Genomic DNA, 26,541 nt, shown 5'->3' with positions numbered 1-26,541 from the left:
GATAGGACGAATAATTTAAGGCAAAAGATGACCCATTATATCATAGAGAAACGTGTCCGTGCAGACGCAACAGCTAGCAAAACATGAGGTACAAACTAGGTATCGAAAAGTTTGAGCATACCAAAACCAAGGCCTATACTCCGCAACCAAACGAGATGTATGAGCGATTCCATAAAACGATGAAAATCAAATATTATAACATTATGTTCAAGCGCAAGATGTATAATGAATTGTCTGAAACTCAATACGATATTGAGCAATGGCTTGAATTTTATAATAAGGAAAGAGTACATTCAGTTAAGTATTCTTATGACAAAACACCGAAACAAACTTAGCTAAGCGTAAAAGAGCTCGCGAGAGAAAAATAATTAAAAAATTTATTTTACACATCGGACACACATTTTGCTAAAATGAATTCCGATGAATAATAAGTGTTTGTCAAATTAAATTTGAGCTAATACAGTTTATAAAACTAATTACACATTTTGTTCCATAGGCTTTCAAAATCAACACCGAAAAAACCTGAATCCTGTTCTAAAACATATAAATCTTTATCGCTAACAATAAATCTTTGAAAACCCGTTTTATCTCCCAAAGAATTATTTGAATTAACCTCACCGCAAAACCCCTTTTGGTTTCTAAATTCGGCACTATCTGGGTCTTTTAAGTGGGGTGTTAAATATTCCCTTGCTAGTTGCTGCTGCTTCATTTCTTGCATCTCAGCATCATTATCAGCATACACTCCAAATCCAATAGTAAGACAAAATAAAAAAATTATTTTTTTCATGTCATATCCTTGTTAATTAAATTAACATCATAGTATAAAATTTAATTAAACAAATCAATGCTTATTTAGCCGCTCATTAGGTCGAGTCTGCTACTCTAATATCGATAACAGTGATTATTTTATCATCAGCTCGATCACCTTGTCGTTTTTATATTGATAATCTACCGTTACCAATATTTATTAGCCAATGGATAGCTAGATTACCACTTGATTTAGGATCTTGTAAAAGCTCCTTTAAATCAGTGTTCGTTCTAGTATCAACAACACACTTACCTTTATTAACTAACCAAGTACCTTCTATAAGAATACATTCAATACCACTATGAGCCATACCTGAAATAATTTGAGCTGTAATCATATGCTCTAGTTTTGATTTAGTCTGACACTTAACTTATTTTATAACTAAAAAATAGTCAGAAATAAATCAAACAGCAAAAATCTTCAAACACAAATTAGGACTTTTAGAGCTTGCTAAATAATTGGGAAACGTTCAACAAGTCTGTAAGATGATGGGGAATATTCATAACAGTTATTAACCCTTCAGAAAGTTGTATGAGCAAAGCAACTGGATAAATTATTGTACTCAGCAGACGCACATTTGACTAAAATTAAATCCATGAATCATTAATGTCTGTCAGATTAAGTAGCTAACTTGATGTTTTTGGGCTCTCTTAGGATTTCAGACACAAACATTCCAAGATCAATTCGCATCTTTTTACCGCACTACCAAAAAGGAGTTAACAAATATATCCTCCTTCTACACATAAATTAAATACAAGTTATCTTATACCGTTTTCAGTGATAATAAATACCCTATTGATTGAAATGGAGATTTATTACAAGAAGTTTAATATTTTTATGAAAGTTCCCAATGAGATCCTAACATGATCAGTAACTTTAAAATTTCAACGATGTTTGCCCTATTAAGCATTGGAGCAATGGAAAAACAATTAAGTATAGATTTTACGAGCAAAAAAATCTCGACAATTAATTAAAAATTGCTATTCTAGCTACCGATTTTTGATCATGTAATAAATAAATACATACATAGGGAATAAAAATGAATAACAATGAAACAAATACCATTTCGTTACAAGTAAGCGATTTACTGCAAAAATGCCTGCGTTTCATCGGTGTTATGCAACAAATTTTCGGTGTCTTAGTAATAATTAGTGGAGCAATCGCTTGTTTAGGAATCATTTCTGCTATTGTCGGCGTGCCAGTGATCATTGGTGGTATTAAACTTTTCCAATCAGGTAGTTCTTTTATTTTAACTGCAAAATTAAAACATAACGATGATCTTGTAAATGCAATTAATGGACTTCATGGATATTGGATGTTTATGCTAATTACTTTCATATTATCTGTAGCTATGTTTATCACAATGTTATTTCTTTTTACGGCATTAGTATCTTCCGCAATATACGGTTATTAACCCGTAACAACTTTTTAGTGAAAATTTAAATTTATTAATTAAGAATTTAGAAAAGTAAAAACCTCGTTAACTATGAGGTTTTTATTCCTATTAAGATTCAGTATTATCATCGTCAGATTTTGTATCAATTGGGTCTGATATATCTTGTTTATTCATTTCATCTAATGATTTAGATTCAGCTAGCGCTGAAGCTTTGATATCTTTTACTATGCCCTTTTCATCAAAATAAACTGCATACATTCTTTGGCTTACAGCTCCATGCTGTGGTTGTTGACGGAAAACATAATACCACACATTACCACCAAAAACTGAAGTTAACATGGGCGCACCCATAATAAATACAACCTGTTTTTTATTTTGACCAACTTGTAATAGATCAATAGCATCTTGTGTTACATAATTACCTTGGTTGATATCAGGTCTATAAACCCAACGATCAACGACTGAACAACCAGTTAATAAAACACTAGTTACAATTGCAAAAGCGGTAAATTTACGAAACGGCATCTAACTTTATCCATTAAAAAAATAATAGGGTGTATTATCGCTGATATTTTCCCTAAGTGCTAGCCAAATTGATATATTCTTTCACTATTAGACAACAATCAAGTTATCATTAAATCATTCTATGAATTATTACTTGACTTTTATTCTTGTATCAAACAACTTAATACAGTCACAATAAACGCTATTTTTAAACAATAAAAGGTAAAAAATGAAACTAGAGACAATAGATCAAAAAGCAAGTTATGCTATTGGATTACAAATTGGACAACAATTGAAAGAATCAGGCTTAAATAATTTAGAACTCAACGCATTAAAACAAGCAATGGAAGATGTTTTAGCCGGTAATCCGCCTGCACTACCTTTGCAAGAACTACATGATGCACTACGTCATGTACACGAACAAGCAACAAAAGAAAAAGCCAAACAAGCAGAAAAAATTGCTCAAGCAGGTAAAGATTTTCTTGCCAAAAACCTTGATAAAGATGGCATTAAATCGACTGAATCTGGTCTACAGTATGAAATCATCCAACAAGGTGATGGTGCTTTACCTAAAGCAACAGATCGTGTTCAAGTCCATTATACGGGGCAATTGATTGATGGTACTGTATTTGATAGCTCAGTAGAGCGTGGACAACCGGCTGAGTTCCCTGTCAATGGTGTAATTCAAGGCTGGGTTGAAGCGCTACAACTGATGCCTGAAGGTTCAAAATGGCGTTTATATATTCCTCAAGAGTTAGCCTATGGTGCTCAGGGAGCTGGCGCATCAATTCCACCATACAGCGCATTAATTTTTGATGTTGAATTATTAAAAGTTTTATAAGCAAGAATGGACGCTATTTGGCGTCCATTTGTTTTAAGTATTATCGTTTGGGAAGAAGATAGGCGCTAAATGCCGCCAGTAATAATAAAATACTCGCCGTACCAAACGCAACTAAATGAGTGTGTAAGTGATCGTAAGCCCATCCACCTAACCATGAACCCATCATCGCACCAATTTGATGCCCCAAATAGGTTAATCCAGAAAGTAATCCCACAATTTTTACACCATAAATATCTGCTGTAATAGCGCCAGACATTGACAAAGCGCCAGCCCAAACCAAACCACCTGCTGCTGCAATAGTAAAAAGCTGCCATTTAGTTGATGCTAAAACAAGAGTAATAAAACCTAAGCCTCGTATTAAATAGACCATCATCAAAATGTTTTTTCGTTGTACTATATCAGATAGATAACCCAAAACTAAGGTACTAAAAATAGCGACTAAACCAATCAAACCAATACCATTAGAACTGGTGATAGGATCAAAACCATGATCGATAAGCATTGGGACACCATGTGTTCCTAATAAATTCATACTGAAGCCACACGTAAAAAGCCCAAAACTCAGTTGCCAAAATGGACGTGTTTTTAACACATCTATAAGTTTGATACTAAACTCTATTTTTTGATTGATAACAGGCTCTATACTAGAATTTTCGATCTCAGATTGATTATCTTCCATAATAAACAAAGCAATAGGCAAGGCGATAATCATAAAAATTACAGCAAACGAAATTAGCGTTGTTTGCCATCCATAAATAGGAATGAAGAATGCAAAAACAGGTAACATCACTGCAATACCTGCCATACTTCCTGTTGATAAAATAAATAAGGCCAATCCTCTGCGTTTAATAAACCAACGCGCTATAATGGGCGTAAAGCTAACTGACCCCACAAAAGAAGTACCAAAAGATAATGCAATACCGAAAGATAGTAAAAAGCTCCAAGAATCAGTTGAGTTAGCTGACCAAACTGTCGAAATAATAATAATGATCGCGCCTAATATTAGGACAAAACGAGTGCTATATTTACCCACTAAATATCCGGCTATTGGCATTGCGATACCTGAAAAAAGCATACCTATAGCAATAATGCCAGAAAGGACGCTACGGCTAAAACCGAGATCATTTGCAATGGGAAGAAAAAAGACCCCCATACTCATTCTCAACCCACTAGAAAGTAAAGTAAGAAAAGAAGCTGCAATAACGATATTCCAACCAAAATACCACGGAGATCTCATAATAACTCCTGATTATTTTTTATAGAAAACGGTTCAAAAATTGTAACATTTAAGTTTAGCTGATGTGTATAAGTTATTTATTTTCCGCTATAATATTTATCTACATTCACAAAAAGTTAAGGAAAGTTATATGTCAACAAACATGATTCGTATCGCAATTGCTGGCGCTGGTGGCAAAATGGGACGGCAACTTATCCAAGCTGTTTCGCAAATCGAAGGGGTTACCTTAGGTGCAGCATTTGAACGAAATGGTTCATCATTAATTGGTAGTGATGCTGGTGAACTTGCAGGGATCGGTATTTGTGGCATTACAGTCACCGATAATCTAGAACGAGCTAAAGACCAATTTGACGTATTAATTGATTTTACGAGACCTGAAGGCACCCTTGCACACTTAGCTTTTTGTGTTGAAAATAAAAAAATGATAATCATTGGCACAACAGGTTTTGATGATGCTGGTAAACAAGCTATTGCTGATGCAGCCAAAAACATTGCCATTGTCTTTGCCGCAAACTTCAGTGTCGGTGTTAACTTAGTGCTAAAATTATTGGAAAAAGCCACCAAAATTATGGGCGATTATACTGATATCGAAATTATTGAAGCGCATCACCGTCACAAGGTTGATGCACCGTCTGGCACAGCATTAGCCATGGGCGAAGCAATTGCAGAGGCTCTTGATTGTAACTTAAAAGATCGTGCTGTTTACTGTCGCGAAGGTCATACAGGTGAAAGGCCACAAGGCGCTATCGGCTTTGCAACTATCCGGGCCGGTGACATAGTAGGAGAACATACTGCTATCTTTGCCGATATTGGCGAACGCGTTGAAATTAGCCATAAAGCATCTAGTCGCATGACATTCGCTAATGGAGCTGTACGGGCCTCACTCTGGCTTGCCAAACAACCCATTGGTTTATACGACATGCGTGATGTTTTAAATCTCAATAATTTGTAATTTGAAAATGTCAGATGAAATTTGGATGCGCCGTGCATTAATGCTCGCTAATCGTGCCGAATTGATTGGAGAAATTCCAGTCGGCGCGGTGATTGTTGATGAAAATAATCAAATTATTGGTGAAGGTTTTAATCAACCCATTAGTAAGCATAATCCCACTGCTCACGCTGAAATAATAGCTATTGAACAAGCGGGTAAATTTTTGAATAACTATCGCATAATTAATACAACCTTATATGTCACTCTTGAACCTTGTATTATGTGTGCTGGTGCCATTATTCATAGCCGTATTAAACGTGTAGTATATGGTGCAAGTGATTACAAAACAGGCGCAGCAGGTTCTTTTATCAATATTCTTGCTCAGCAAGGCATCAACCATTATGCAGAAGTTAAAGGTGGCGTGCTAGCTAACGAGTGTAGTGCTATTTTAAGTGATTTTTTTAAAAAACGGCGTTTACAAAAAAAAATGACTAAAAATAGTTGTCAAAAAGTTTTAGGTAACTAGGCGTTTGAGTAAAAAATGCTATAATCCGCTCCCTTCTTAGCATAATAAAATATGGATTCACTTATTCTTTTTAGCAAGGAATATTGCTAGAATCTAATTTAATTTTTTAAAAGTAAATTTGAGCATTATTAATGAAAAAACACACATTAGAAATGATGATATCCGCTGAGGATATCCAAAAACGAATAATCGAATTAGGTACACAAATCAGCAAAGATTATCAACATAGCCAAAATGAACTGATCTTAGTAGGACTTTTACGTGGTTCTTTCATTTTTATGGCCGATTTAAGTAGGGCAATTAACGTCGGCCACGAGGTTGATTTTATGACAGCATCAAGCTATGGTAATGCTGTTATTAGTAACCGTGATGTTAAAATATTAAAAGACTTAGACGAAGATATCCGTGATAAAGATGTATTGATTATCGAAGATATTATAGATACGGGCAATACTCTCAGCAAAGTCATGGCTATTTTAAAATTGCGTCATCCACGCAGTATTGAAATTTGTACACTTTTAGATAAACCTTCACGGCGTGAAGTAAACGTTCCTGTTAAATATATCGGATTTTCCATTCCTGACGAGTTTGTTGTGGGTTATGGTATTGACTATGCTCAACACTACCGTCACTTACCTTATATTGGTCATGTCACTTTACTTGAATCTTAATATTATACGAGGTGTATGTGTCACGATTTTCCTGTTCATTAGGTTTACTTTTGGTGATGACAGCAACATCAAGTTATGCTGACATGAAATTATCCATCAAGGGATTAAAGGGAGAGCTTGCTGAAAATGTTGAGGCACGAACTTCATTAATTACACCAGACAAAGTTAGTGATAACCCGAATTTTAAACGTTATTTTGAAAGCGAAGCAAAAAAAGCACTACGCGCATTAGGTTATTACTCGCCAACCTTTGAATACAATGCACAAGATCCTAAAGTACTTGTTGTCAGAATATCACCAGGCAAGCCCGTATTAGTTGAGCAACTTAATGTCAATATTATCGATGACGGTCAACAAGACCCCGATTTTGAATATTTACTAAACCACGAATTGCCCAACATTGGTGATGTGTTAAATCATGGTATTTATGAATCATTTAAGAAAAGTCTACAAAATTTATCATTAAAAAAAGGTTACTTTGATGCCAATATGCCAAAACATCAGTTAGCTATTTTGATGTCCGAGCATCAGGCCTTTTGGAATATTGATTATACAACAGGTCAGCGTTATCGATTTGGGAAAGTGACTTTTCATAATGCCAAAATCCGTGATGATTATTTAGCTAATATTGTGCCATTTAAAGTGGGAGAGGAATATACTGCAGAACAGTTGTCATTATTAAATAGACGCCTTACCTCAACAAACTGGTTTAATTCGGTTGTGGTTGTCCCAGATTTTCCTCATGTAACAGAAGATAAAGTTCTTCCCATTGATGTAGAAACCTCACCTCGCAAAAAAAATAACATGGATTTAGGGTTAGGCTTTTCAACTGATAACGGCGTGCATGGTAAAATTGGTTGGAATAAACCTTGGATCAATAGCCGAGGACAAAGTTTTCAAAGTAACTTATCACTATCTTCACCAGAACAATTAGTGACCATGAGTTACAAAATTCCATTAAAAAAATCACCTCTTGAGCAATATTACACCATTCAGGGTGGGTATAAAAAAATTAATAATAATGATACCTATTCTCGTTCTTATACGTTTGGAGCTTTACGCAACTGGGATAATTTTTATGGATGGCAAACGTCACTAGGTTTTAATGTATTAAGTGATGATTTTACTCAAGGTGATGCAAGTTTTAAAACATTTTTGTATTATCCTTCGCTGAGCTTATCAAGAATCCGTTCTGATGGTGATTTATTAGCAATGTGGGGCGATTCACAACGTTATTCTGTTGAAGCTGCTGGAGAGTCATTAGGTTCCGATATTAATCTAGTACGCTTTCAAGCACAACAAACCTGGATTCGATCGTTACTAAAGTCACATCGATTTATAGCCCGTGGTAATTTTGGCATTATACAAGCAAGCAATTTTGATCGTGTTCCACCATCATTTAGATTTTTTGCTGGTGGTGAACGCAGTATCCGGGGTTACAGTTATCAGTCTATCTCGCCTAAGGATAAAAAAGGCAAGTTAAAAGGTGCATCTAAACTCATCACTGGTTCATTTGAATATCAATATAATTTAGCCGGATCATGGTGGGGAGCTACATTTGTAGATACAGGTGAAGCGATAGACAAAGTTGATAAAACCAAATTTTATACAGGAGCAGGTTTTGGCATTCGTTGGGCCTCTCCAATTGGGCCAATAAAAATCGATTTAGCAACACCATTGAGCAAAAACAGTGGTTCTGTTCACCTATATATTGGTTTAGGAAGCGAATTATAAAATGACTAGAAATACAGTTAAAATTAAAAAAGAAAAAAAATCAAAACCGATACATAAATGGAAAAAGCGAAGTATTGCCATTTTATCTATTATTGTTTTTCTAATTTTTTTTATTATTATATTTATATACACTAGTGTTGGTTTAAAGTTAACCACGTATGTTTTAAATAAATTTTTACCTGAGTTAAAGATAACGCAAGTTGAAGGTTCATTTCATGACCTGCATATCCAAGGACTCTCGCTTGAATTACCAAGTGTTAATGTTCAAGTCAATGATGCATCTTTTTCACTTTCTGGACTTTGTTTATTAAAAACTGAAGTCTGTATCAATCGATTTAATGCCAATGGTATAAAAGTTTCAATTAATGCTAAACAAAACGAAAGTTTGCCTGACGAACCTACTTCCGAAAAACATTTTGTGCTCAAAACACCGTTACCTATAGATCTTAAAAATACCCACCTAACCGATGTCAAAATCACTATTGATGATATGCAATTTGGCATGTCAGACTTTATAGGTAAAGCCACTTGGGTTAACAATCAGATTTATGTTTATCCTGCTGTGGCAACAGATTTAAGCGCTATCTTTGCCGATAATAAAATAACCAATGTACCTGTTAAAACAACAGCAGAAGATATCGCGATTAATGAAAAAATTAGCCAAATTTTTAATCAACCACTGTTTGACTCATTGCCTCAAATTAATATTCCATTAGATATTAATGTAACCTGTTTTAAGGGTAATAACTGGTTATTACATATAGGAGGCCAAGATTATCGTTTCAATAATGTAGCCATTCAAACCAATATTGTTAATAGCCGTATCATTATAAAACAATTAGACACGGATGCTACCACCCCTTACGCAAGCGGACATGCTTCGGTTTCGGGCGAAATCACATTACGCGATGACTGGCCGGTATTAGCGCTAGTAAAAGCGAATACTGAGCAAAACCAATTTGATGCACAGTTTTCAGGCAAATTGCTGGGTGAGTTGTTGGTCAATACAACTCTTGATGGTTCAAATCAGATGAAACTAAGTGGACACATCAATTTTGTTGAAAAATACCTGCCTATCATGATCCAACTCGAAGGTAAACATATCCAATGGCCAATTGAAGGGCAAGCGCAATATGAATTAAATGATTTTGCTGCATCAATAAATGGTAATGTAAAGCAATATCAAATATCAGCCAAAGGAGATATACAAGGGGAACAACTAGGCAATACTATGTTTGATATTGCAGGAAAAGGAACCAATCAAGATGCAAGCATTGATCACGGCATCGTTAAATTACCTCAAGGTGAGGTTAATATAGCGGGAAATATAAGTTGGTCACAAGCATTACAATGGGATACCAATATAAAACTCAATAATGTTGATCTTACTAAAGAACTGCCAACGAACCCAATTCGATTAAACGGTCAATTGAAAACGAAAGGTATACTAGAGAACGATAAATGGGCATTTAATTTATCCGATCTACAACTAAAAGGTAATATTAATCATGCTGATTTATTGGCATCTGGTAGCGTGTTTATTAATTCTGAAAATAAAGCCACAGCGAATAATTTTACGATTCAATGGGGTAAAAATCAGATCGATTCAAATGGATCAACTGAAAAAGGCAACTTAATTGCGAAGTTAAATCTAGAATCATTATCTTTATTGGTTGATGATATGCAGGGATCAATTGCGGGAAATATAAAACTCAATAGCACGCCTAATAACGCAATCATAGATACCAATTTAACCATTAATTCACTATCTTTTGACACGATAAAAGTTGCTAAAGCTAATCTTGTTGGCAAAGTTGAATATAAAAATCAAGTTAGTGGCAACATCATGTTAACTGGTCAATCAATAGAACTTCCAAGCCAAACCATCAAAAAAGCAACTATTGATCTGTATGGTAGTGAAAGCCAGCATACTTTAACCGTTAATATTGATGGTGAACCAGTATCATTAAAAACTTCGTTAACAGGACAGCTTGATAAAGCACGCACAAAATGGCACGGGACCATCCCTCACGCCCTACTCAATTTAGGCAATAACAACAATTGGCTACTCGCTAAATCTGTAGACTTAGCTTATGATGTGAATAATCAAATCCCAGCCATTAATGCCCATTGCTGGATAAATGGTAAGTCAACTATTTGCCTTGATAAACAATTTTTGCTAACTAAAAACAGCGATACGAGTATTACTTTAAAAGAAATTAATCTATCTAAACTACCGATACCTAACGATAGTGAAACCAAACTTGCGGGTAATGTAAATGGTAAAGTCATCATCCAATTTAAAAATGACAGTAAAATACCATCAATAAAAGCGAATATAACCAGTCATGATGTTTATATTCAACAAATGGTGACCTCGCAGTCGTTACCACTGCCTTTCGATCTTTTCAAGATTGATGCAGAATTTAATGAACAGCAAGCTAAATTAGATTGGAATTTTGGTCTGAATAAACTCGGAAAAATCAGCGGTAATTTTGTTATTACTGATCCAATCGAACAAAAAAAATTAGGTGGTCAATTGAATATCGATCATTTAGCGTTAGCAATTATTAATCCGTTATTAAACAGCAAAGATTATGCTAAAGGAGCCATTAATGGTCAGGTTAGATTTTCTGGATCATTAAATGCCCCATTGCTGACTGGTAGCATTAATTTACAAAATAGCGAAATAAAATCAAGCCAATTACCGATTGATGTTAAATCAGCTAAATTTGATATCAATTTCAATGGTAAATCATCTTCATTAAAAGGTATTTTAACCACTCAAGCCGGCAATGTTAATATTAATGGTAATGCTAGCTGGAATACCTTAGATAAATGGCAAGCTTCGTTAATAGTTAATGGAGCTGCCATGGAAGTTTCAGTACCGCCAATGATTATTATGTCCATTGTTCCAGATATTAAAATCAATGCAACACAAGATGAATTAACTTTATTAGGTAAAGTTAGCATTCCAAAAGGAAAAATAACAGTTGAATCGCTTCCGGCATCAAGTGTTGATGTTTCATCAGATGAAGTAATGCTCGATATAAATCGAAAAGAAATTAAACCTCAAGAATTTGGTATTAAAATCAATAGTCATCTTGAAATCAATATTGGTGATAATGTGACTGTCGATGCTTTTGGATTAAAAGCCTCGCTTAAAGGTAACTTAATAGCGGCACAAACTAACAAAGGGCTTGATCTGCATGGTGAAGTTTTGATTCCAACAGGTCGATTTCATGCCTATGGACAAGATTTGATTATTCACAAAGGCATCATTACATTTTCAGGAGCGACAGATCAAGCAATACTGGACATCGAAGCAATCCGCAATCCTGAATCAATGGAAAATAGCAATGTCACAGCGGGAATTCGTGTTACAGGATCCTCAGAGTCACCTAAAATTGAAGTTTTTTCAGACCCAACCATGTCACAGCAAGAAGCGCTGTCCTACTTAATTCGTGGGCACAGTCTTGATAGCACAGAACAAAGTGATAGTGATATGATGACAGCACTGCTGGTTGGTATTGGTACAGCAAAAACAGGTAAATATATTGGTGATATCGGTAATGTATTTGGTATCAAAAATCTAACACTTGATACGCAAGGCGCAGGTAATAACTCTAAAGTTGTAGTTAGTGGTTACATATTACCTAACTTACAACTCAAATATGGTGTTGGTATATTTGATTCACTGGCCACGTTTACTTTGCGTTACCGGCTAATGCCCAGCCTTTATTTAGATGCCACATCAAGCTTAGCACAAACATTGGATATCATTTATCAATTTGATTTTTAACTGTGCTAAAACTTGAAAAAGCGTTTTGCCTTGCCAATTTCCTTGGCAAGGTTATTCATCTCTATAACCAATTAACATTTCACGCTTCACCCCAAAACCTTTGCGTTTACGCACTTTGAATCCAGCATTAAGCAAATTTCGTCGCACAAATCCAGCCGCAGTAAAAGTAGCGAAAGTGCCATTTAATGCCGTTAATGCGTAACAATCTTTGAATAATGATTCTGCCCACATATCAGGGTTCTTAGCTGGCGAAAAACCATCAAAAAACCAAGCATCAATCAATACATTTCGCTTAGCTAAAAATTTCGAAAAATTGCTAATATCATCATAACATATCGTCAAACTAACGTTGTCAAACTGACAGGTAGAATCAATTAAATGAGTCTGAAGCTGCTTAGCTAATAGTAATAAACTATCATCCGAAATCACATTATTGTGAACTTTTATTAATTCATCTGATGATAACGGGTATTTTTCGACACTAAAAAATGCAAGATACTTAAGTATATGATTTGGATGTTGACTTCTAAAATGTAAAAATGTTTGCCATAAAAGCAAAAAGCTGAGTCCGGACCCAAAACCTGTTTCGCCAACGATAAATGTATCTTGTTTATGCCGTAAAAAACGCTGATATAAATCATTACCATCAATAAATACGTAAGTGGTTTCGTCAATTGCCCCTTTAGTATTAAAATACACATCATCAAAATAGGTAGACATTGGAGTTTGATTTTCGTCCCAAGTAATAGTCAATTTATGCATGCTTATCCTTTAAACAGAAGCATTTAACACACTGTATATTAGCGTAGATTATGTATATAATACACCAAGTTAAATTATGAGGTAAATTATGGTATTTCTTTTTCGCTTAATTAGTGTTGTGATAATTGGTGTTGTCGTTTGTTTATTAGGCATCATCTTTTGCTTATTCAACCCAAGGAATCCTAAAAATGTAGCAAGATTTGCTCATTTATTTAGTTATTTCTTTAAACCTCTATTAGGTGTAAAAGTTGATACTCGCTTAGTTCCTGGTATTAATAAAATAGGCAGCTGTGTTTATATTGCTAATCATCAAGATAACTATGACATCGTCGTAGCCGCTGATGTGGTACAGCCAAAAACAGTAACAGTTGGGAAGAAAAGTCTCGCTTGGATTCCATTTTTTGGGCAACTTTACTACCTTACAGGCAACATTCTTATCGATCGCAATAATAAATCAAAAGCTCACGACACGATTGGGCAAATAGTTGATGAAATCAAAAAACGAGGCATATCCATTTGGATGTTTCCAGAAGGGACTCGTAGTAGAGGTCGTGGATTGTTACCATTTAAAACGGGCGCATTTAAAGCTGCAATTGCAGCTGGTGTCCCCATTGTGCCAATTTGTGTATCGCAAACCAATGATATTAAATTAAATCGCCTAAACAATGGACATATCATTGTTGAAATGTTAGAGCCTATTGAAACCAAAGTTCTAAGCAAAGAAGATGCTGGAGCCTTAATGGAACAATGTTATAACCAAATGGCTACTAAAATAGCGCAAATAAACGATGAAGCAAAACAACTGAACAATCAAAAATAACTTATGACTATACAAGACCGTAATTTTGATGATATTAGCAACAAGTTTGCACAAAACATTTATGGTACAACCAAAGGTAAAATTCGTGAAGCAATAGTATGGCAAACACTAGAAAAGATCTTAGCAACCTACCCATCTGATAAACCACTAACCATACTTGATGCCGGCGGTGGGCAAGGTCAGATTGCCCTGCGACTGGCCAACCTCGGTCATAAAGTAACGCTTTGTGATATCTCTGAACAAATGCTAGAACAGGCAAAACAAAAGGCTCAAGCAGAAAAGGTATGTATAAATTGTCTTTGCTGCCCTATTCAACAACTTGATAACTTAATTAATAAACAGTTTGATTTAGTCATTTGCCATGCGGTATTAGAATGGGTAGCTGAACCAATTGAATTAATAAATTCATTAAAAAAACACCTTAAATCTGATGGTTATTTATCGTTAATGTTTTATAACTATCATGCACTTTTATTTAAAACTGTCACATTAGGCAATTTTGGTTACATACAGTCGGGCTTAGCTAAACGTAAGAAAAAGACACTGTCGCCGGATTTTCCAAGAGTGCCTAATGACGTATATCACTGGCTTACACAACTAGATTTTAATATATTACAAAAAACTGGAATTCGTATTTTCCACGATTATCTAACCAACAAATCCAAAGCAGAAACCCACTTTGAACAGTTATTAGAACTTGAACAAAAATACTGCCAAACTGAACCTTATCTTAATTTAGCAAGATATATATTAGTTACCGCAAAAAATAAAATAAACTCGTAAATAAACCCGCACTCGCTTATGCTTTTTTAAATGATTACTCGAAAATTTTGTCATAAATCTGTATTATAAGTAGATTAATTTTATTGGTTAAGGAAAATAAGCATGATTGTTGTAACAGGCGGCGCTGGATTTATTGGCAGTAATATTGTTAAAGGTTTGAATGATCTAGGACATAAAGACATTTTAGTTGTTGATGATTTAACTGACGGCACTAAATTTGCTAATTTAGCTGATTTAGATATTGCCGATTATATGGATAAAGACGAGTTTATTTCAATCGCCATCGCAGGGGAAGATAGGGATATTGAAGCTGTATTTCATCAAGGCGCTTGCTCATCCACTACGGAATGGGATGGCAAATTTATGATGGAAAACAACTATAACTATTCCAAAGACTTGCTACATTACTGTTTAGACTTCAACATTCCATTTTTATATGCATCATCTGCCGCGACTTATGGTGGACGCAGTGATAACTTTATTGAAGAACGCGCTTACGAAAAACCATTAAATGTTTATGGATATTCTAAATTCTTATTTGATCAATATGTAAGACAGCAATTACCCCAAGCTAATTCACCCATTTGCGGATTTCGTTATTTTAATGTCTATGGACCACGCGAATCACACAAAGGCAGTATGGCTAGTGTTGCATTTCATTTAAATGAACAAATTAACAAAGGTGAAAAACCAAAACTTTTTGCTGGCAGTGAGAATTTTAAACGTGACTTTATTTATGTTGGTGATGTCGTTGCGGTCAATTTATGGTTCTGGAAAAACAAAATTTCAGGAATTTTTAACTGTGGAACAGGTCGAGCAGAATCATTCCAAGCGGTCGCTGATGCAGTACTTAATTACCATAAAAAAGATGAGATTGATTATATCCCTTTCCCTGATCATCTAAAAGGACGCTACCAAAGCTATACCCAAGCTGATCTAACTAAATTTAGACAAACAAAATGTTCAATCGAATTTAAAACTGTTGCTGAAGGAACTGCTGAATATATGAAATGGCTCAACGAACAATAGAAAGGAATTAATTGAATGAAAACACTCATTATTGGTCCTTCATGGGTTGGTGATATGATGATGTCACAGAGCTTATATCGTACATTAAAACAACTTGATTCAAACAACCAAATTGACGTCTTAGCGCCTGCTTGGTGTCGAACTCTATTAAATAAAATGCCAGAAGTGAATCAAGCAATTGCAATGCCATTAGGCCATGGTGAGTTTGCTTTAACAAAACGTCGCGAAATAGGAAAATCACTGGGTAATAACCATTATGATCAGGCAATTGTATTACCTAATTCATTCAAATCAGCATTGATCCCTTTTTTTGCAAAAATTCCTAAGCGTACAGGCTGGAAAGGCGAAATTCGTTACGGTTTATTAAACGATCTGCGTAAACTCGATAAGCAAGCGTTTCCGTTAATGGTTGAACGCTATATTGCTCTAGCTTATCCTAAAGATCAAATTCATGCGGCTTCTGATTTACCACAACCACTATTGCGGCCTAAACTTAATGTCGAACAAGATGAGATAATCCACGCCCTTTCAACCTTTGCTATTACACAAGATGAACCTTTAATTGGCTTTTGCCCAGGCGCTGAATTTGGTCCAGCAAAACGTTGGCCTGATTATCATTACGCAGCACTTGCCGATATGTTAGTTAAACAGCATGCTAAAATTATTATTTTTGGTTCCCAAAATGATCGCGAAGTAGGTGAGCAAATTATTACCAAAATGATTCATCGTGATAAATGCATCAATTTAGCGGGGCAAACCCAATTAGAGCAAGCAGTTAGTCTCATTGCAGCTTGTAAAGCCATTGTGACTAATGACTCAGGATTAATGCATATTGCTGCCGCATTAGACAGACCACTAGTTGCACTTTATGGACCAAGTAGCCCTGATTTTACCCCACCACTGTCTGATAAAGCCGAAGTTATCCGCCTAATTACCGGATACCATCGCGTCCGTAAAGGCGATGCCGAACAAGGTTATCATCAAAGTCTAATCGATATTAAACCCGATACTGTATTTGAAACCTTGATGAAACTTATTATCCGTTGCCAAAAGAGTAATGAATAATGCGAGTATTAGTGGTTAAAACGTCATCCATGGGGGATGTGCTTCATACTCTACCGGCATTAACGGATGCTACCAACAACTTACCTGATATCACCTTTGATTGGGTAGTAGAAGAAAATTTTGCCCAAATACCCAGCTGGCACTTTGCAGTCAATAAAGTGATCCCCGTTGCAATAAGACGCTGGCGAAAAAATTGGTTTGCCAAAGCAATTCGCCAAGAGCGGCATGATTTTATTCATACCTTAAGGCAACAACAATATGATGTAATTATTGATGCGCAAGGACTCATTAAAAGTGCATTTCTTATTACTCGTAAAACCCAAGGCATTAAGCATGGTTTGGATCGAAAAAGTATCAAAGAACCTATTGCCAGTTGGTTTTATGATATAAAACACAATGTACCCAAGCAGATGCATGCTATTGAGCGCATTAGATTGCTGTTTGCGCAAAGCCTACAGTACAAGCTACCTAATTCAATGGGTGATTATGCTATTGCACGCCACTTTTTATCTTCACTACCTAGCGATAATCAGCAGTATCTGATTTTTTTACACGCAACAACACGCGATGAAAAGCATTGGAATGAAGATGCTTGGCGAAAATTAATTAAATTAGTTGAACCGACAGGATTAAAAATAAAGCTACCATGGGGGGCGCCACATGAACAAGCAAGAGCAATTCGCTTAGCTCAAGGCTTTCAACATGTCGAAGTACTTCCCAAACTTCCACTTTCTAACATAGCAACGATTATTGCTGGAGCAAAAGCGGTTGTTTCGGTTGATACAGGATTAAGTCACCTAACAGCCGCATTAGATCGTCCTAACATTACTTTATTTGGCAAAACCGATCCAAATTTGATAGGCGGCTATGGAAAAAATCAATTCAGCATTATATCAAACGAAAAAAATATGCAAACCATTCAAGCCGAACAGGTTTATCAACAGTTAGTTAAATTTTTATAAGTGGAATCAAAAGAAATGAATCTAATGAATAAATATAGTGCACTTGTTTGTGAAAAGTATGCGCAAATTGGCAGTAATGACCTCGGTTATATTGAAGATGCTTTAGGCGCCGTTATGCAAGTATTAGATGAAGTTGTTCGTAACAATCAAGTACCACAAGATCTGAAAGATAAAGCTGCTTATGCCGCAGCTAATTTATTGATCAGCGACTTTGATGTAAAATAGCCGTTGGTAAATTAATGATAAATCGCGTAGATCGTTCATCGGATTCAGCATAAATCGAACCTTTATGCGTTTCAACAATGGATTTAACGATCGCCAGCCCTATGCCTGTACCCGAATTATCATTACCATTACGATGGCGTGATTCATCAACTCGATAAAACCGCTCAAAAAGATGCGGCAAATGTTTATTGTCAATTTTTTTGCCCGGATTAGAGATAACAATCCTAACGCGTTTTTCGCTAACTTGACTTAAAGCTATCGTAATAATTTGATTTTCTGATGTATAACGAATTGCATTGGATAAAATATTACTAATTGCTCGCCCTAACATCAACTTATCACCTTGAATATGAGAACAATTTCCTTCAAGATTAAAGATAATATTTTTCTCATCAGTAAGTGGTTCAAAATACTCACACATCATTGTCATCATATTATGTAAATCAATATCAATTAAATTGGGCACCAATTGACGATTATCAGCTTGAGCTAAAAATAGCATGTCAGAAATCATCTGCGACATTTTTTCGTATTCTTCTAAATTAGAATATAAAATCTCGCGATATTCATTCGTCGATCTAGCATTACTCAACACAATTTGTGTTTGCGTTGTTAGATTGGTAATGGGTGTTCGCATCTCATGAGCGATATCCGCAGTAAAATTACGTTGACGTTGAAATACATCTTCTATTCGATTAAGCATATCATTAAATGCTTTCACTAAACTGACGTATTTCATTGGTACTAAAGAGGTAGGAATGCGGTAATTCAAGCTTTTAAGATTAATTTTTTCGATCTTTTTAATCAATCGATTGATTGGTTTTTGAGTAAAATAGATACTAATAAAAGAACCAATTAATGCCAAAATACAAGCAATACCAATAAGTAAACCTAAACCATCGTGTAATCGCCGAATAAATTCAATATGTAAATCACGGCTAACAGCAACTATAGTGGTATATTGTTTACCATTTTCAATAATAACGCGTGAAGCAGCAACTCGATATGATACTTTATCTTGATTCCAAATATCAGTGTTGTGATTTTCAATAATAGTATCAAAACCAATCTGAGTTTTAGCAACGGCTAAATTTGGTCCACGTGTTCGATAGACAATTTTACCACTTTCATCAATGACATAAACAAATAGACGATGATGCCCAGTTAAAATTAATAACAAATTTTGAATAAATTCGTCACGATTTTCATCTGGAGAATAATAAACAAGTTCACGTTCAATAGAATCAATTACCGAATTAAGCTCGGATACATTTCGTTGAATTGAAAGTTTTTCAAAAGAGCGCTCAATAAAAAAACTGAAACAATAGAGTAAACCACACGTTAACAAACAAACAACAAGAGGCAAACGGAACGTGATTAACTTATTCGGCTTCATCCAAGACATCTAACTTATACCCCATTCCTCGGACTGTATGAATCAATTTTGGTTCAAAATCAGCATCGATTTTATTACGTAATCGTCTAATCGCAACATCAATCACATTAGTATCGCTATCAAAATTCATATCCCAAACTTGAGAAGCAATTAACGAACGAGGTAAGACTTCACCAGGATAACGTAAAAAATACTCTAATAATAAAAACTCTTTATTGGTTAAATCAATACGCTTATCCCCACGTGTTACCATTCGTTTTGGAAGATCCATGACTAGATCAGCAATACTCAATTGAGAATTATTGACTTGGGGTACATTACGTCGAAGCATAGATTTAACTCGCGCCAATAATTCAGCAAACGAAAAAGGTTTTACTAAATAATCATCAGCACCTAAGTTAAGACCTTTTACTTTATCTTCTACACTACCCATAGCGGTCAGTAGCATAATTTGGGTCTCTTTACCTGCTTCACGCAGTGACTGAACAATTTTCCATCCAACAATATCTGGTAACATGACATCTAGAATAATTAGATCATAATCTTCTGTCATGGCTCTATGATAACCATCAAGACCATTATTTGTTAGATCAACAACAAATCCAGATTCCACTAAACCTTGGCGAAGATACTCACCTGTTTTTTGCTCATCTTCAACTACTAACAATTTCATATTTGAATACTTCCTTTGTTATTTTTCTGGTTGTCGAAATTGCATAATACAGCTATAGAATAAGTGATAGACACCAAACCAATCATGATAGTTTAATGACTATTTTGTAATGAGTATGTCATTAATAAGTTGGTTATTCTTTGTTATAGTAGCCACACAATGATTCATGAGGCTAGACATTATTGTTTCATTGTTTTATTTCCTTTCATCCATTCCTTGCAATTTAATGCAGCCCTAGTTTATCTAGGGTTTTTTTTTGTTATAAAGCTATAGATTTGTATATATGCTTGAAACAATAATTAGTTAGATATAGATTTAAGGATATTCTAGCAAAAATATCCTATATTGAATATCACATCATTTTATTTTTTACACAACACAATACCCGTTTCGATATGATCGGTATAAGGAAACTGATCAAACATTGCAATATGTTGAATTGAATGTGTTTTAGTCAATAACTTCAAATTGTCACGCAAAGTATAAGGATTACACGAAATATAAATAATAGTTTTATAGGTTTTCAATATATTAATAGTATTTAAATCCACTCCCGCGCGTGGTGGATCAACAAGTACCGTATCACACTGATAATCATCTAAATTAATTCCTTTTAAACGATTAAACTCACGCTCTTTTTTAATTGCACTAGTAAACTCTTCGGCCGATAACCGTACAATATTAAGATTATCAACTTGATTCACAACAATATTATGCTGAGCAGAATAAACCGATGCTTTAGCTATTTCGGTTGCCAATACTTTGCGAAAGTTTTGTGCCAGTGCAATCGAAAAGTTACCATTACCACAATAAAACTCGAGTAAATCACCGGACGCATTTTTAGTGACCGAGACAGCCCACTGTAGCATTTTAATATTTACCACTGCATTGGGTTGGGTAAAACTATTCTCGACTTGGCGATAAATAAACGTTTTATCCATTACTGGCAAAACTTCATCAACATAATCTACATCAATTGCTATCTTTTGATTACTTGCTCGCCCAACAATATTCGCATCTATTCCCTGCTCAGCTAATTGTGTTTTTAAATTTTTTGCTTCGGTGATCCATTCATCATTTAATTTTTTATGATACAAAAGCGTAATTAATAACTGACCACTTAAAGTCGAAAAATAATCGATTTGAAACAACAAATGACGAAGTAACTGATTATGTTGTAACAAAGGCAAAATCGACTGCATAGCTTGATTAATGAGTTTAGTGGCGATAGGAAATTCATCAATCCTTACCCGTTTTTTTGTCTTTTGATCATACATAATATGATAAAGGTCTTCGCCATCATGCCAAACTCTAAACTCGGCACGCATACGGTAATGGTTAATGGGCGATGAATATACTGCTAATTCGGGAAGTAAAAAGTCTGATAACAATGTTTTTAAATTATCTACTTTTTTTGCTAACTGTTGTTTATAGTTATCATTCGAGAAGCATTCAGTCATAGTCATTATCTAATAGGTATTATTGAAGTATTATTTAATATGGAATTTTGAGTCAATCTGCATTAAGTCACAAAATAGTTAAACACAAACTATTTAAACTAAGTTAACCTTAGCAGTATAACTAAATAGTCATTATAAATGCCATTATTAGGGTTCTAATCTTATCACAAATAGCCAATGATGATAAGTTTTGCTTAGATAAAGCGCCTAATCTTTAGGTATGAAAACTAAACTTTACATTGCAATAATTTGTCTACAAATAACCACTCCATAAAGATCGAATAATAAGCCATCACGCTTTTATTGATTGTAGTTATAACGATTGACGTTATAATGTGTATCATAATTTTAGACAAAAAGAATACTATGACAGCACACACTTTTTCTGATTTAGAATTAGATGATATATTAATTCACAATCTTCAAGCACAAAATATAAATACTCCAACAGTTATCCAAGCGCAAACCATCCCCGTTGCTTTAGATGGCAAAGATATTTTAGGTTCCGCGCCTACGGGTACCGGCAAGACACTGGCTTTTTTAATTCCTGCTGTACAACATTTATTGGACTTTCCACGTCGCAAACCTGGCCCGCCACGCATTTTGATTTTAACCCCAACCCGTGAACTAGCCATACAAATTGCCGAGCAAGCCAAATTATTAACGGAATCCACCCATTTAAGTATTGCAACTATTACTGGCGGCGTTGCTTATATGAACCATGCTGAAATATTTAGTAAAAATCAAGATATTGTTATTGCTACAACTGGCCGCTTATTACAGTATATAAAAGAAGAGAACTTTGATTGCCGTGCAGTTGAAATGCTTATTTTAGATGAAGCTGATCGCATGCTAGACATGGGCTTTTCGCAAGATGTCGAAACTATATCAGGAGAAACACGCTGGCGTAAACAAACCTTATTATTTTCAGCCACACTGGAAGGTGAAGGACTGCATAATTTTGCTAGCCGTATATTGAATGACCCAATTGAAATTACTGCCGATCCATCGCGTAAAGAGCGTAAAAAAATATTACAATTTTATTATCGTGCCGACGATTTAACTCATAAAGTGGCACTACTTACTTACTTATTAAAACAAGAGGAATTAAAAAAAACGATTGTATTTGTTCGTAAACGTGAGCGTGTGCATGAATTAGTTAGCCTATTACATCAAGCGGGCATTTATAGTTGCTATTTAGAAGGTGAAATGGTGCAAGCAAAACGCAACGAAGCAATCAAAAGAATTAGTAATAATACAGTTAATGTACTTATTGCAACCGATGTTGCAGCACGAGGTATTGATATTGATGATATCACTCATGTTATTAATTTTGATGCACCAAGAACTGCTGATGTTTATTTGCATAGAATTGGGCGCACCGCCCGTGCCGGCAAAAAAGGTACAGCGATTATGCTAGTCGAGGCGCATGATAACGAATTACTTCAAAAAATTGAACGCTATATTCAAGAGCCGATTAAATTAAGAACGATTGATGCATTACGCCCTAAAACTAAAGCGCCAAAACCAGCTACTAAGAAAAAGCCTTCACAAAAAGCCAAACAAAAAAGTACAATCAAAAAACAAGAACAGGCAAAAAAGAAAAAAGTAAAACAGCGCCATCGTGATACTAAAAATAAAGGTAAACCTAAAAGATTAATTACTAACACCAAACAATAATAATATATTTAATAGCTAAAACTTATGATATCGATTGTTTATAACAACTTGGACAATAAATTTTAATTGCTATAATGCTACGCAAAGTGAATTGCATTTAACTAAAAAGGAGAAATACTATGACATTAGTCACTCGCAAAGCACCCGATTTTACATCAGCAGCTGTTTTAGGTTCTGGTGAAATTGTTAGCAATTTCAATTTATCACAACATATTAATGGTAAATATGCTGTTGTATTTTTTTGGCCAATGGACTTTACTTTTGTTTGTCCATCAGAAATTATCGCATTTGATCACCGCCTAGAAGAATTCAAAAAACGTGGCGTGGAAGTAATCGGTGTTTCAATGGACTCTGAATACGTACATAATGCATGGCGTAATACACCACAAGAGAAAGGTGGAATTGGCGAAGTTAAATTCCCTATTGTTGCCGATATCAAACACTCAATAATGCAAGATTATGGTGTTGAACACCCTGAAGCTGGTGTTGCACTACGTGCTTCTTTCTTTATTGATAAATCAGGTATTGTACGCCACGAAACAATTAATGATTTACCAATTGGTCGCAACATTGACGAAATGATTCGTATTGTTGATGCGTTCCAATTCCATGAAGAACATGGTGAAGTTTGCCCTGCACAATGGACAAAAGGTAAAAAAGGCATGCAAGCAAATCCAAATGGTGTTGCCAGTTTCTTAAAACAACATGCTGATGAAATTTAATTTCTTTTTTATTCATCCATATCTTAATTTACGCTTTGCGTAGCCGGAGATAGTCTCCGGTTTTTTTATCAATACGCTTAATCTAAAATATTCATAAAGTAGCATGTAATCCAATCACACCAATAATAATAATGGTAAGTCCCAATAAACGAGGCAAGTTTTTAGGTTCATTAAATAATAACATATTAGCTAATACCGCCCCCGATGTACCAAGACCAACCCAAACAGGATACACTATACTCAAATCAAGATAATGGAGCGAAAAGTAAAAAAGTACAAAAGAGACAAAAAATCCCCCCCAATACAAAGCAAGCCTAAATAGACTTTTTTGCTGAGCATATAGCTTAAGGCCAATCGCACCAAGCACTTCAAAAACTGACGCAATTAATATCAACAGCCATCCCATGATTAAAATTGTCCTTTATTCTAAAATTAACTGTCGGCACGTTTGAGTTGTACAACACCAATAATAATTAGCACTACAAAAAACAGTTGAATTACCTTAATCTCTTTATCAAAAAGCAAAATATCAATCACCGTTGCGCCAACCGCACCAACCCCCGAAAAAATGGCATAAACTGTGCTAGTAGGTATTGTCTTACAAGCATTGGTCAAAAATGTAAAATCAACAATAATAAGCGAAACAATGATAACCCACTGCCACAGCTCAGTTGCGATGCTAAACCCTAAGATCCAACATAATTCAAAAAAACAAGTTAGCATCACAAATGCCCACTCTTTATTCATGCTAAACATAGCCACCTCAATTTTTCACTTTAATTTAGGCCGTAATAAATTTTTGTTACAATCTGTTGTAAGTATAATGTTTGACTATTGACTATGCTCTATTGCCAATAAGCAACGACAAAACAAAAGATGGTTCGCAAACAGAACATTTGCCACCAAAAGATCTTAATTGTTATATGTTCTTAATCATTAAAACAAAACACTAACATTTATGAAATATTTTTACAAATTTTATTCTTATTTGTCAAATAATTAAATAATTAAATAATGGAGAAATCTAAATGGCAAGAACAAAATGGTATAATTCAATGTTTAACTGTTTATGTAGTTTAGCTTTCTTCATCCCCATCCTTTTTGCTTTATATATATCGTATCATTTTGGCAAGATATAAAATATAGTTATACCTTTTCAAGTTTATTCCGAATCTTTATAGAATTAGTGCCAAAGCAACGCGTTGTATTTGTGTTGCTAGGATAGCACTTAGAAATTAAATTTGATACTTCGGGATTAGAAAAAGGCGTTAAAATAAGAAAAAGTTATGTTTTAAAAGTATCTGATTAATTTCAGCCTGATTCCGCCGGTATCTTCGGCGGAAGATGACGACATTAATCTCAAACAGTAGGTCTCTCCCTACTTTGCATAACATTTGTTAATAAACACTAAACATTTTAAAATTGAAAATTTTACTATGCTGTTAATGATTTACGATACTCAACAATATCTTCAATAGTCACAACTGGCATATGAAATTGCTTAGCGAATTCAACTACCTCTGGCGCTCTTGCCATAGTGCCATCATCATTCGTCAATTCGCACAATACAGCTGCAGGTTTTAAACCAGCTAATGTCACTAAATCAATTGATGCTTCGGTATGGCCTCGGCGAACTAATACACCGCCTTCTTTAGCAACTAAAGGAAACACATGCCCAGGGTGATTAAGATCACTAGGCTTAGCGTTATCATTCACTGCTGCTTTAATGGTAGTAACGCGATCAGCAGCTGATACGCCTGTTGTAACTCCATTAGCGGCTTCAATCGAAATAGTAAATGCTGTATTGTTTTTACTGGTGTTATTTGCCACCATCATTGGCAAATGTAACTCATCACAACGTTTTTGTGGCAAACATAAACAAACAATGCCACTGCCATAACGAATCGTCAGCGCCATTTGCTGACTTGTAATAGACTCAGCAGCCCAAATAATATCGCCTTCGTTTTCACGGTCTTCATCGTCTAAAACCAACACACCTTGGCCAGCTTGAATCGATGCAATAGCTTTTTTAACACGTTCAATAGGAGTTCCAAACTCATTTAAATTAAACTGATTCATGGTAAATACCTATATATTTTTAACTTGCTCATTTCATTATTTACCTAATTAGATTTAAATGGCTATTTAGCTATCCAAATAATTAAGTATAAACAAAAATACCAGAATCAGGGCAGTGCTTGACCAGCGAGAATTTGCCTTTCAGCAAATATTGGAAAGATAAGCAACTCTCTTTTATCCAGACTGTAACTGTCGGCTTTGGAATTTCACCAAATCTGCTTGTCCTTAATCTAACAGACCTAACCAAGCAATAAAAACAATTGCTGCAGTTAACAATTTAGATTAAGCGCTCGTGGGCTATACCACCGGTGGGGACTTACACCCCGCCCTGAGAATTTTGCCAAAAAATTTGACTCATCACACTATAATACAAAATAGCTAAAAAACACAGAGATTTTAAAACGAAATATTGCCACAAAATGCGGCAATATTTATA

Annotated in this window: 27 protein-coding genes and 1 riboswitch; of the genes, 16 read left to right on the top strand and 11 right to left on the bottom strand. The window is 35.0% G+C overall.

The window, feature by feature from the left end:
* Positions 1–83: 83 nt before the first annotated feature.
* Positions 84–335, top strand: a complete 252-nt coding sequence (locus A9G22_RS11845) for an integrase core domain-containing protein (RefSeq protein ID WP_075508589.1) — start codon at positions 84–86, stop codon at positions 333–335.
* Positions 336–472: 137 nt separating this feature from the next.
* Here A9G22_RS11845 and A9G22_RS07145 read toward each other — a convergent pair whose 3' ends face one another.
* Complete coding sequence (locus A9G22_RS07145; protein ID WP_065586234.1) at positions 473–787, bottom strand: hypothetical protein; 315 nt, start codon at positions 785–787, stop codon at positions 473–475.
* A gap of 148 nt (positions 788–935) precedes the next feature.
* Entirely contained in the window at positions 936–1,145 is a 210-nt protein-coding gene (locus A9G22_RS07140) for a hypothetical protein (RefSeq protein WP_075508588.1), read from the bottom strand.
* Positions 1,146–1,847: 702 nt separating this feature from the next.
* Between A9G22_RS07140 and A9G22_RS07135 the strand changes: the two genes are divergently transcribed.
* The gene (locus A9G22_RS07135; RefSeq protein WP_065586232.1) at positions 1,848–2,222 is read left to right on the top strand and encodes a DUF5362 family protein; all 375 of its coding nucleotides are present in this window, start codon (positions 1,848–1,850) and stop codon (positions 2,220–2,222) included.
* A 90-nt stretch (positions 2,223–2,312) separates the two neighbouring features.
* Here the strand turns inward: A9G22_RS07135 and bamE are convergent, their stop codons facing one another.
* Entirely contained in the window at positions 2,313–2,729 is a 417-nt protein-coding gene (gene bamE, locus A9G22_RS07130; RefSeq protein WP_065586231.1) for an outer membrane protein assembly factor BamE, read from the bottom strand.
* Positions 2,730–2,937: 208 nt separating this feature from the next.
* Between bamE and A9G22_RS07125 the strand changes: the two genes are divergently transcribed.
* Positions 2,938–3,549, top strand: coding sequence for an FKBP-type peptidyl-prolyl cis-trans isomerase (locus A9G22_RS07125; RefSeq protein ID WP_065586230.1), 612 nt, complete (start codon positions 2,938–2,940; stop codon positions 3,547–3,549).
* A 40-nt stretch (positions 3,550–3,589) separates the two neighbouring features.
* Here the strand turns inward: A9G22_RS07125 and A9G22_RS07120 are convergent, their stop codons facing one another.
* Positions 3,590–4,786, bottom strand: a complete 1,197-nt coding sequence (locus tag A9G22_RS07120) for an MFS transporter (protein WP_075508587.1) — start codon at positions 4,784–4,786, stop codon at positions 3,590–3,592.
* Positions 4,787–4,916: 130 nt separating this feature from the next.
* Here A9G22_RS07120 and dapB point away from each other — a divergent pair, with 130 nt between their 5' ends.
* The 5 genes from dapB (at position 4,917) to tamB (ending at position 12,449) form a co-directional block, all read left to right on the top strand.
* The gene (gene dapB, locus A9G22_RS07115) at positions 4,917–5,738 is read left to right on the top strand and encodes a 4-hydroxy-tetrahydrodipicolinate reductase (protein WP_075508586.1); all 822 of its coding nucleotides are present in this window, start codon (positions 4,917–4,919) and stop codon (positions 5,736–5,738) included.
* 7 nt (positions 5,739–5,745) lie between these two features.
* Positions 5,746–6,243, top strand: coding sequence for a tRNA adenosine(34) deaminase TadA (gene tadA / locus A9G22_RS07110; protein WP_075508585.1), 498 nt, complete (start codon positions 5,746–5,748; stop codon positions 6,241–6,243).
* 131 nt (positions 6,244–6,374) lie between these two features.
* A complete protein-coding gene (gene hpt / locus A9G22_RS07105; protein WP_065586226.1) occupies positions 6,375–6,914 on the top strand; it encodes a hypoxanthine phosphoribosyltransferase in 540 nt (179 codons plus the stop codon).
* 11 nt (positions 6,915–6,925) lie between these two features.
* Positions 6,926–8,647 (top strand): autotransporter assembly complex protein TamA, encoded by a 1,722-nt coding sequence (tamA, locus tag A9G22_RS07100; RefSeq protein ID WP_442899743.1) that lies wholly within the window; start codon positions 6,926–6,928, stop codon positions 8,645–8,647.
* A 1-nt stretch (position 8,648) separates the two neighbouring features.
* Complete coding sequence (tamB, locus tag A9G22_RS07095) at positions 8,649–12,449, top strand: autotransporter assembly complex protein TamB (protein ID WP_075508584.1); 3,801 nt, start codon at positions 8,649–8,651, stop codon at positions 12,447–12,449.
* A 51-nt stretch (positions 12,450–12,500) separates the two neighbouring features.
* Here tamB and mnmD read toward each other — a convergent pair whose 3' ends face one another.
* A complete protein-coding gene (gene mnmD, locus A9G22_RS07090) occupies positions 12,501–13,211 on the bottom strand; it encodes a tRNA (5-methylaminomethyl-2-thiouridine)(34)-methyltransferase MnmD (protein WP_065586223.1) in 711 nt (236 codons plus the stop codon).
* Between the two features lie 88 nt (positions 13,212–13,299).
* On the opposite strand from mnmD, the gene A9G22_RS07085 reads away from it, so the two are divergent.
* The 6 genes from A9G22_RS07085 (at position 13,300) to A9G22_RS07060 (ending at position 18,095) form a co-directional block, all read left to right on the top strand.
* On the top strand, positions 13,300–14,031 hold the full coding sequence (locus A9G22_RS07085; protein WP_065586222.1) for a 1-acylglycerol-3-phosphate O-acyltransferase: 732 nt from the start codon (positions 13,300–13,302) through the stop codon (positions 14,029–14,031).
* Between the two features lie 9 nt (positions 14,032–14,040).
* Entirely contained in the window at positions 14,041–14,814 is a 774-nt protein-coding gene (locus tag A9G22_RS07080; RefSeq protein WP_065586290.1) for a methyltransferase domain-containing protein, read from the top strand.
* 102 nt (positions 14,815–14,916) lie between these two features.
* Positions 14,917–15,843 carry an ADP-glyceromanno-heptose 6-epimerase gene (gene rfaD / locus A9G22_RS07075; protein WP_065586221.1) on the top strand — a complete coding sequence of 309 codons (927 nt, stop codon included), beginning with the start codon at positions 14,917–14,919 and terminating at the stop codon, positions 15,841–15,843.
* Positions 15,844–15,858: 15 nt separating this feature from the next.
* On the top strand, positions 15,859–16,908 hold the full coding sequence (gene rfaF, locus A9G22_RS07070; protein ID WP_065586220.1) for an ADP-heptose--LPS heptosyltransferase RfaF: 1,050 nt from the start codon (positions 15,859–15,861) through the stop codon (positions 16,906–16,908).
* The gene (gene rfaC / locus A9G22_RS07065) at positions 16,908–17,870 is read left to right on the top strand and encodes a lipopolysaccharide heptosyltransferase RfaC (RefSeq protein WP_065586219.1); all 963 of its coding nucleotides are present in this window, start codon (positions 16,908–16,910) and stop codon (positions 17,868–17,870) included. Before rfaF ends, rfaC begins: the two co-directional genes overlap by 1 nt.
* Positions 17,871–17,894: 24 nt before the next feature.
* Positions 17,895–18,095 (top strand): YaeP family protein, encoded by a 201-nt coding sequence (locus A9G22_RS07060; RefSeq protein ID WP_065586289.1) that lies wholly within the window; start codon positions 17,895–17,897, stop codon positions 18,093–18,095.
* Here A9G22_RS07060 and A9G22_RS07055 read toward each other — a convergent pair.
* From A9G22_RS07055 to trmA, 3 genes are all read right to left on the bottom strand, one after another.
* A complete protein-coding gene (locus A9G22_RS07055; RefSeq protein ID WP_065586218.1) occupies positions 18,073–19,500 on the bottom strand; it encodes a heavy metal sensor histidine kinase in 1,428 nt (475 codons plus the stop codon). The genes A9G22_RS07060 and A9G22_RS07055 overlap by 23 nt on opposite strands.
* Complete coding sequence (locus A9G22_RS07050; protein ID WP_065586217.1) at positions 19,478–20,164, bottom strand: heavy metal response regulator transcription factor; 687 nt, start codon at positions 20,162–20,164, stop codon at positions 19,478–19,480. The genes A9G22_RS07055 and A9G22_RS07050 overlap by 23 nt, the downstream gene beginning before the upstream one ends.
* A gap of 362 nt (positions 20,165–20,526) precedes the next feature.
* On the bottom strand, positions 20,527–21,624 hold the full coding sequence (trmA, locus tag A9G22_RS07045) for a tRNA (uridine(54)-C5)-methyltransferase TrmA (protein ID WP_065586216.1): 1,098 nt from the start codon (positions 21,622–21,624) through the stop codon (positions 20,527–20,529).
* Positions 21,625–21,990: 366 nt separating this feature from the next.
* Between trmA and srmB the strand changes: the two genes are divergently transcribed.
* Together srmB and A9G22_RS07035 are read left to right on the top strand one after the other, a co-directional pair.
* On the top strand, positions 21,991–23,304 hold the full coding sequence (gene srmB, locus A9G22_RS07040; protein WP_065586215.1) for an ATP-dependent RNA helicase SrmB: 1,314 nt from the start codon (positions 21,991–21,993) through the stop codon (positions 23,302–23,304).
* A 119-nt stretch (positions 23,305–23,423) separates the two neighbouring features.
* Positions 23,424–24,026, top strand: coding sequence for a peroxiredoxin C (locus tag A9G22_RS07035; RefSeq protein WP_065586214.1), 603 nt, complete (start codon positions 23,424–23,426; stop codon positions 24,024–24,026).
* A 91-nt stretch (positions 24,027–24,117) separates the two neighbouring features.
* Here the strand turns inward: A9G22_RS07035 and A9G22_RS07030 are convergent, their stop codons facing one another.
* From A9G22_RS07030 to ribB, 3 genes are all read right to left on the bottom strand, one after another.
* Positions 24,118–24,432: a DMT family transporter gene (locus tag A9G22_RS07030; RefSeq protein ID WP_065586213.1), complete on the bottom strand. Its 315-nt coding sequence runs from the start codon at positions 24,430–24,432 to the stop codon at positions 24,118–24,120.
* A 26-nt stretch (positions 24,433–24,458) separates the two neighbouring features.
* A complete protein-coding gene (locus A9G22_RS07025) occupies positions 24,459–24,773 on the bottom strand; it encodes a DMT family transporter (protein ID WP_065586212.1) in 315 nt (104 codons plus the stop codon).
* A 687-nt stretch (positions 24,774–25,460) separates the two neighbouring features.
* On the bottom strand, positions 25,461–26,105 hold the full coding sequence (gene ribB / locus A9G22_RS07020) for a 3,4-dihydroxy-2-butanone-4-phosphate synthase (RefSeq protein ID WP_065586211.1): 645 nt from the start codon (positions 26,103–26,105) through the stop codon (positions 25,461–25,463).
* Positions 26,106–26,267: 162 nt separating this feature from the next.
* Positions 26,268–26,445, bottom strand: a riboswitch (FMN riboswitch).
* Positions 26,446–26,541 lie beyond the last annotated feature (96 nt).

The sequence above is a fragment of the Gilliamella sp. App2-1 genome (genome assembly GCF_001690255.1).
Taxonomy (GTDB): Bacteria; Pseudomonadota; Gammaproteobacteria; order Enterobacterales; family Orbaceae; genus Gilliamella; species Gilliamella apicola_G.
Note: the sequence above shows the minus strand (reverse complement) of the source record. Positions and strands in the feature narration are given on the sequence as shown.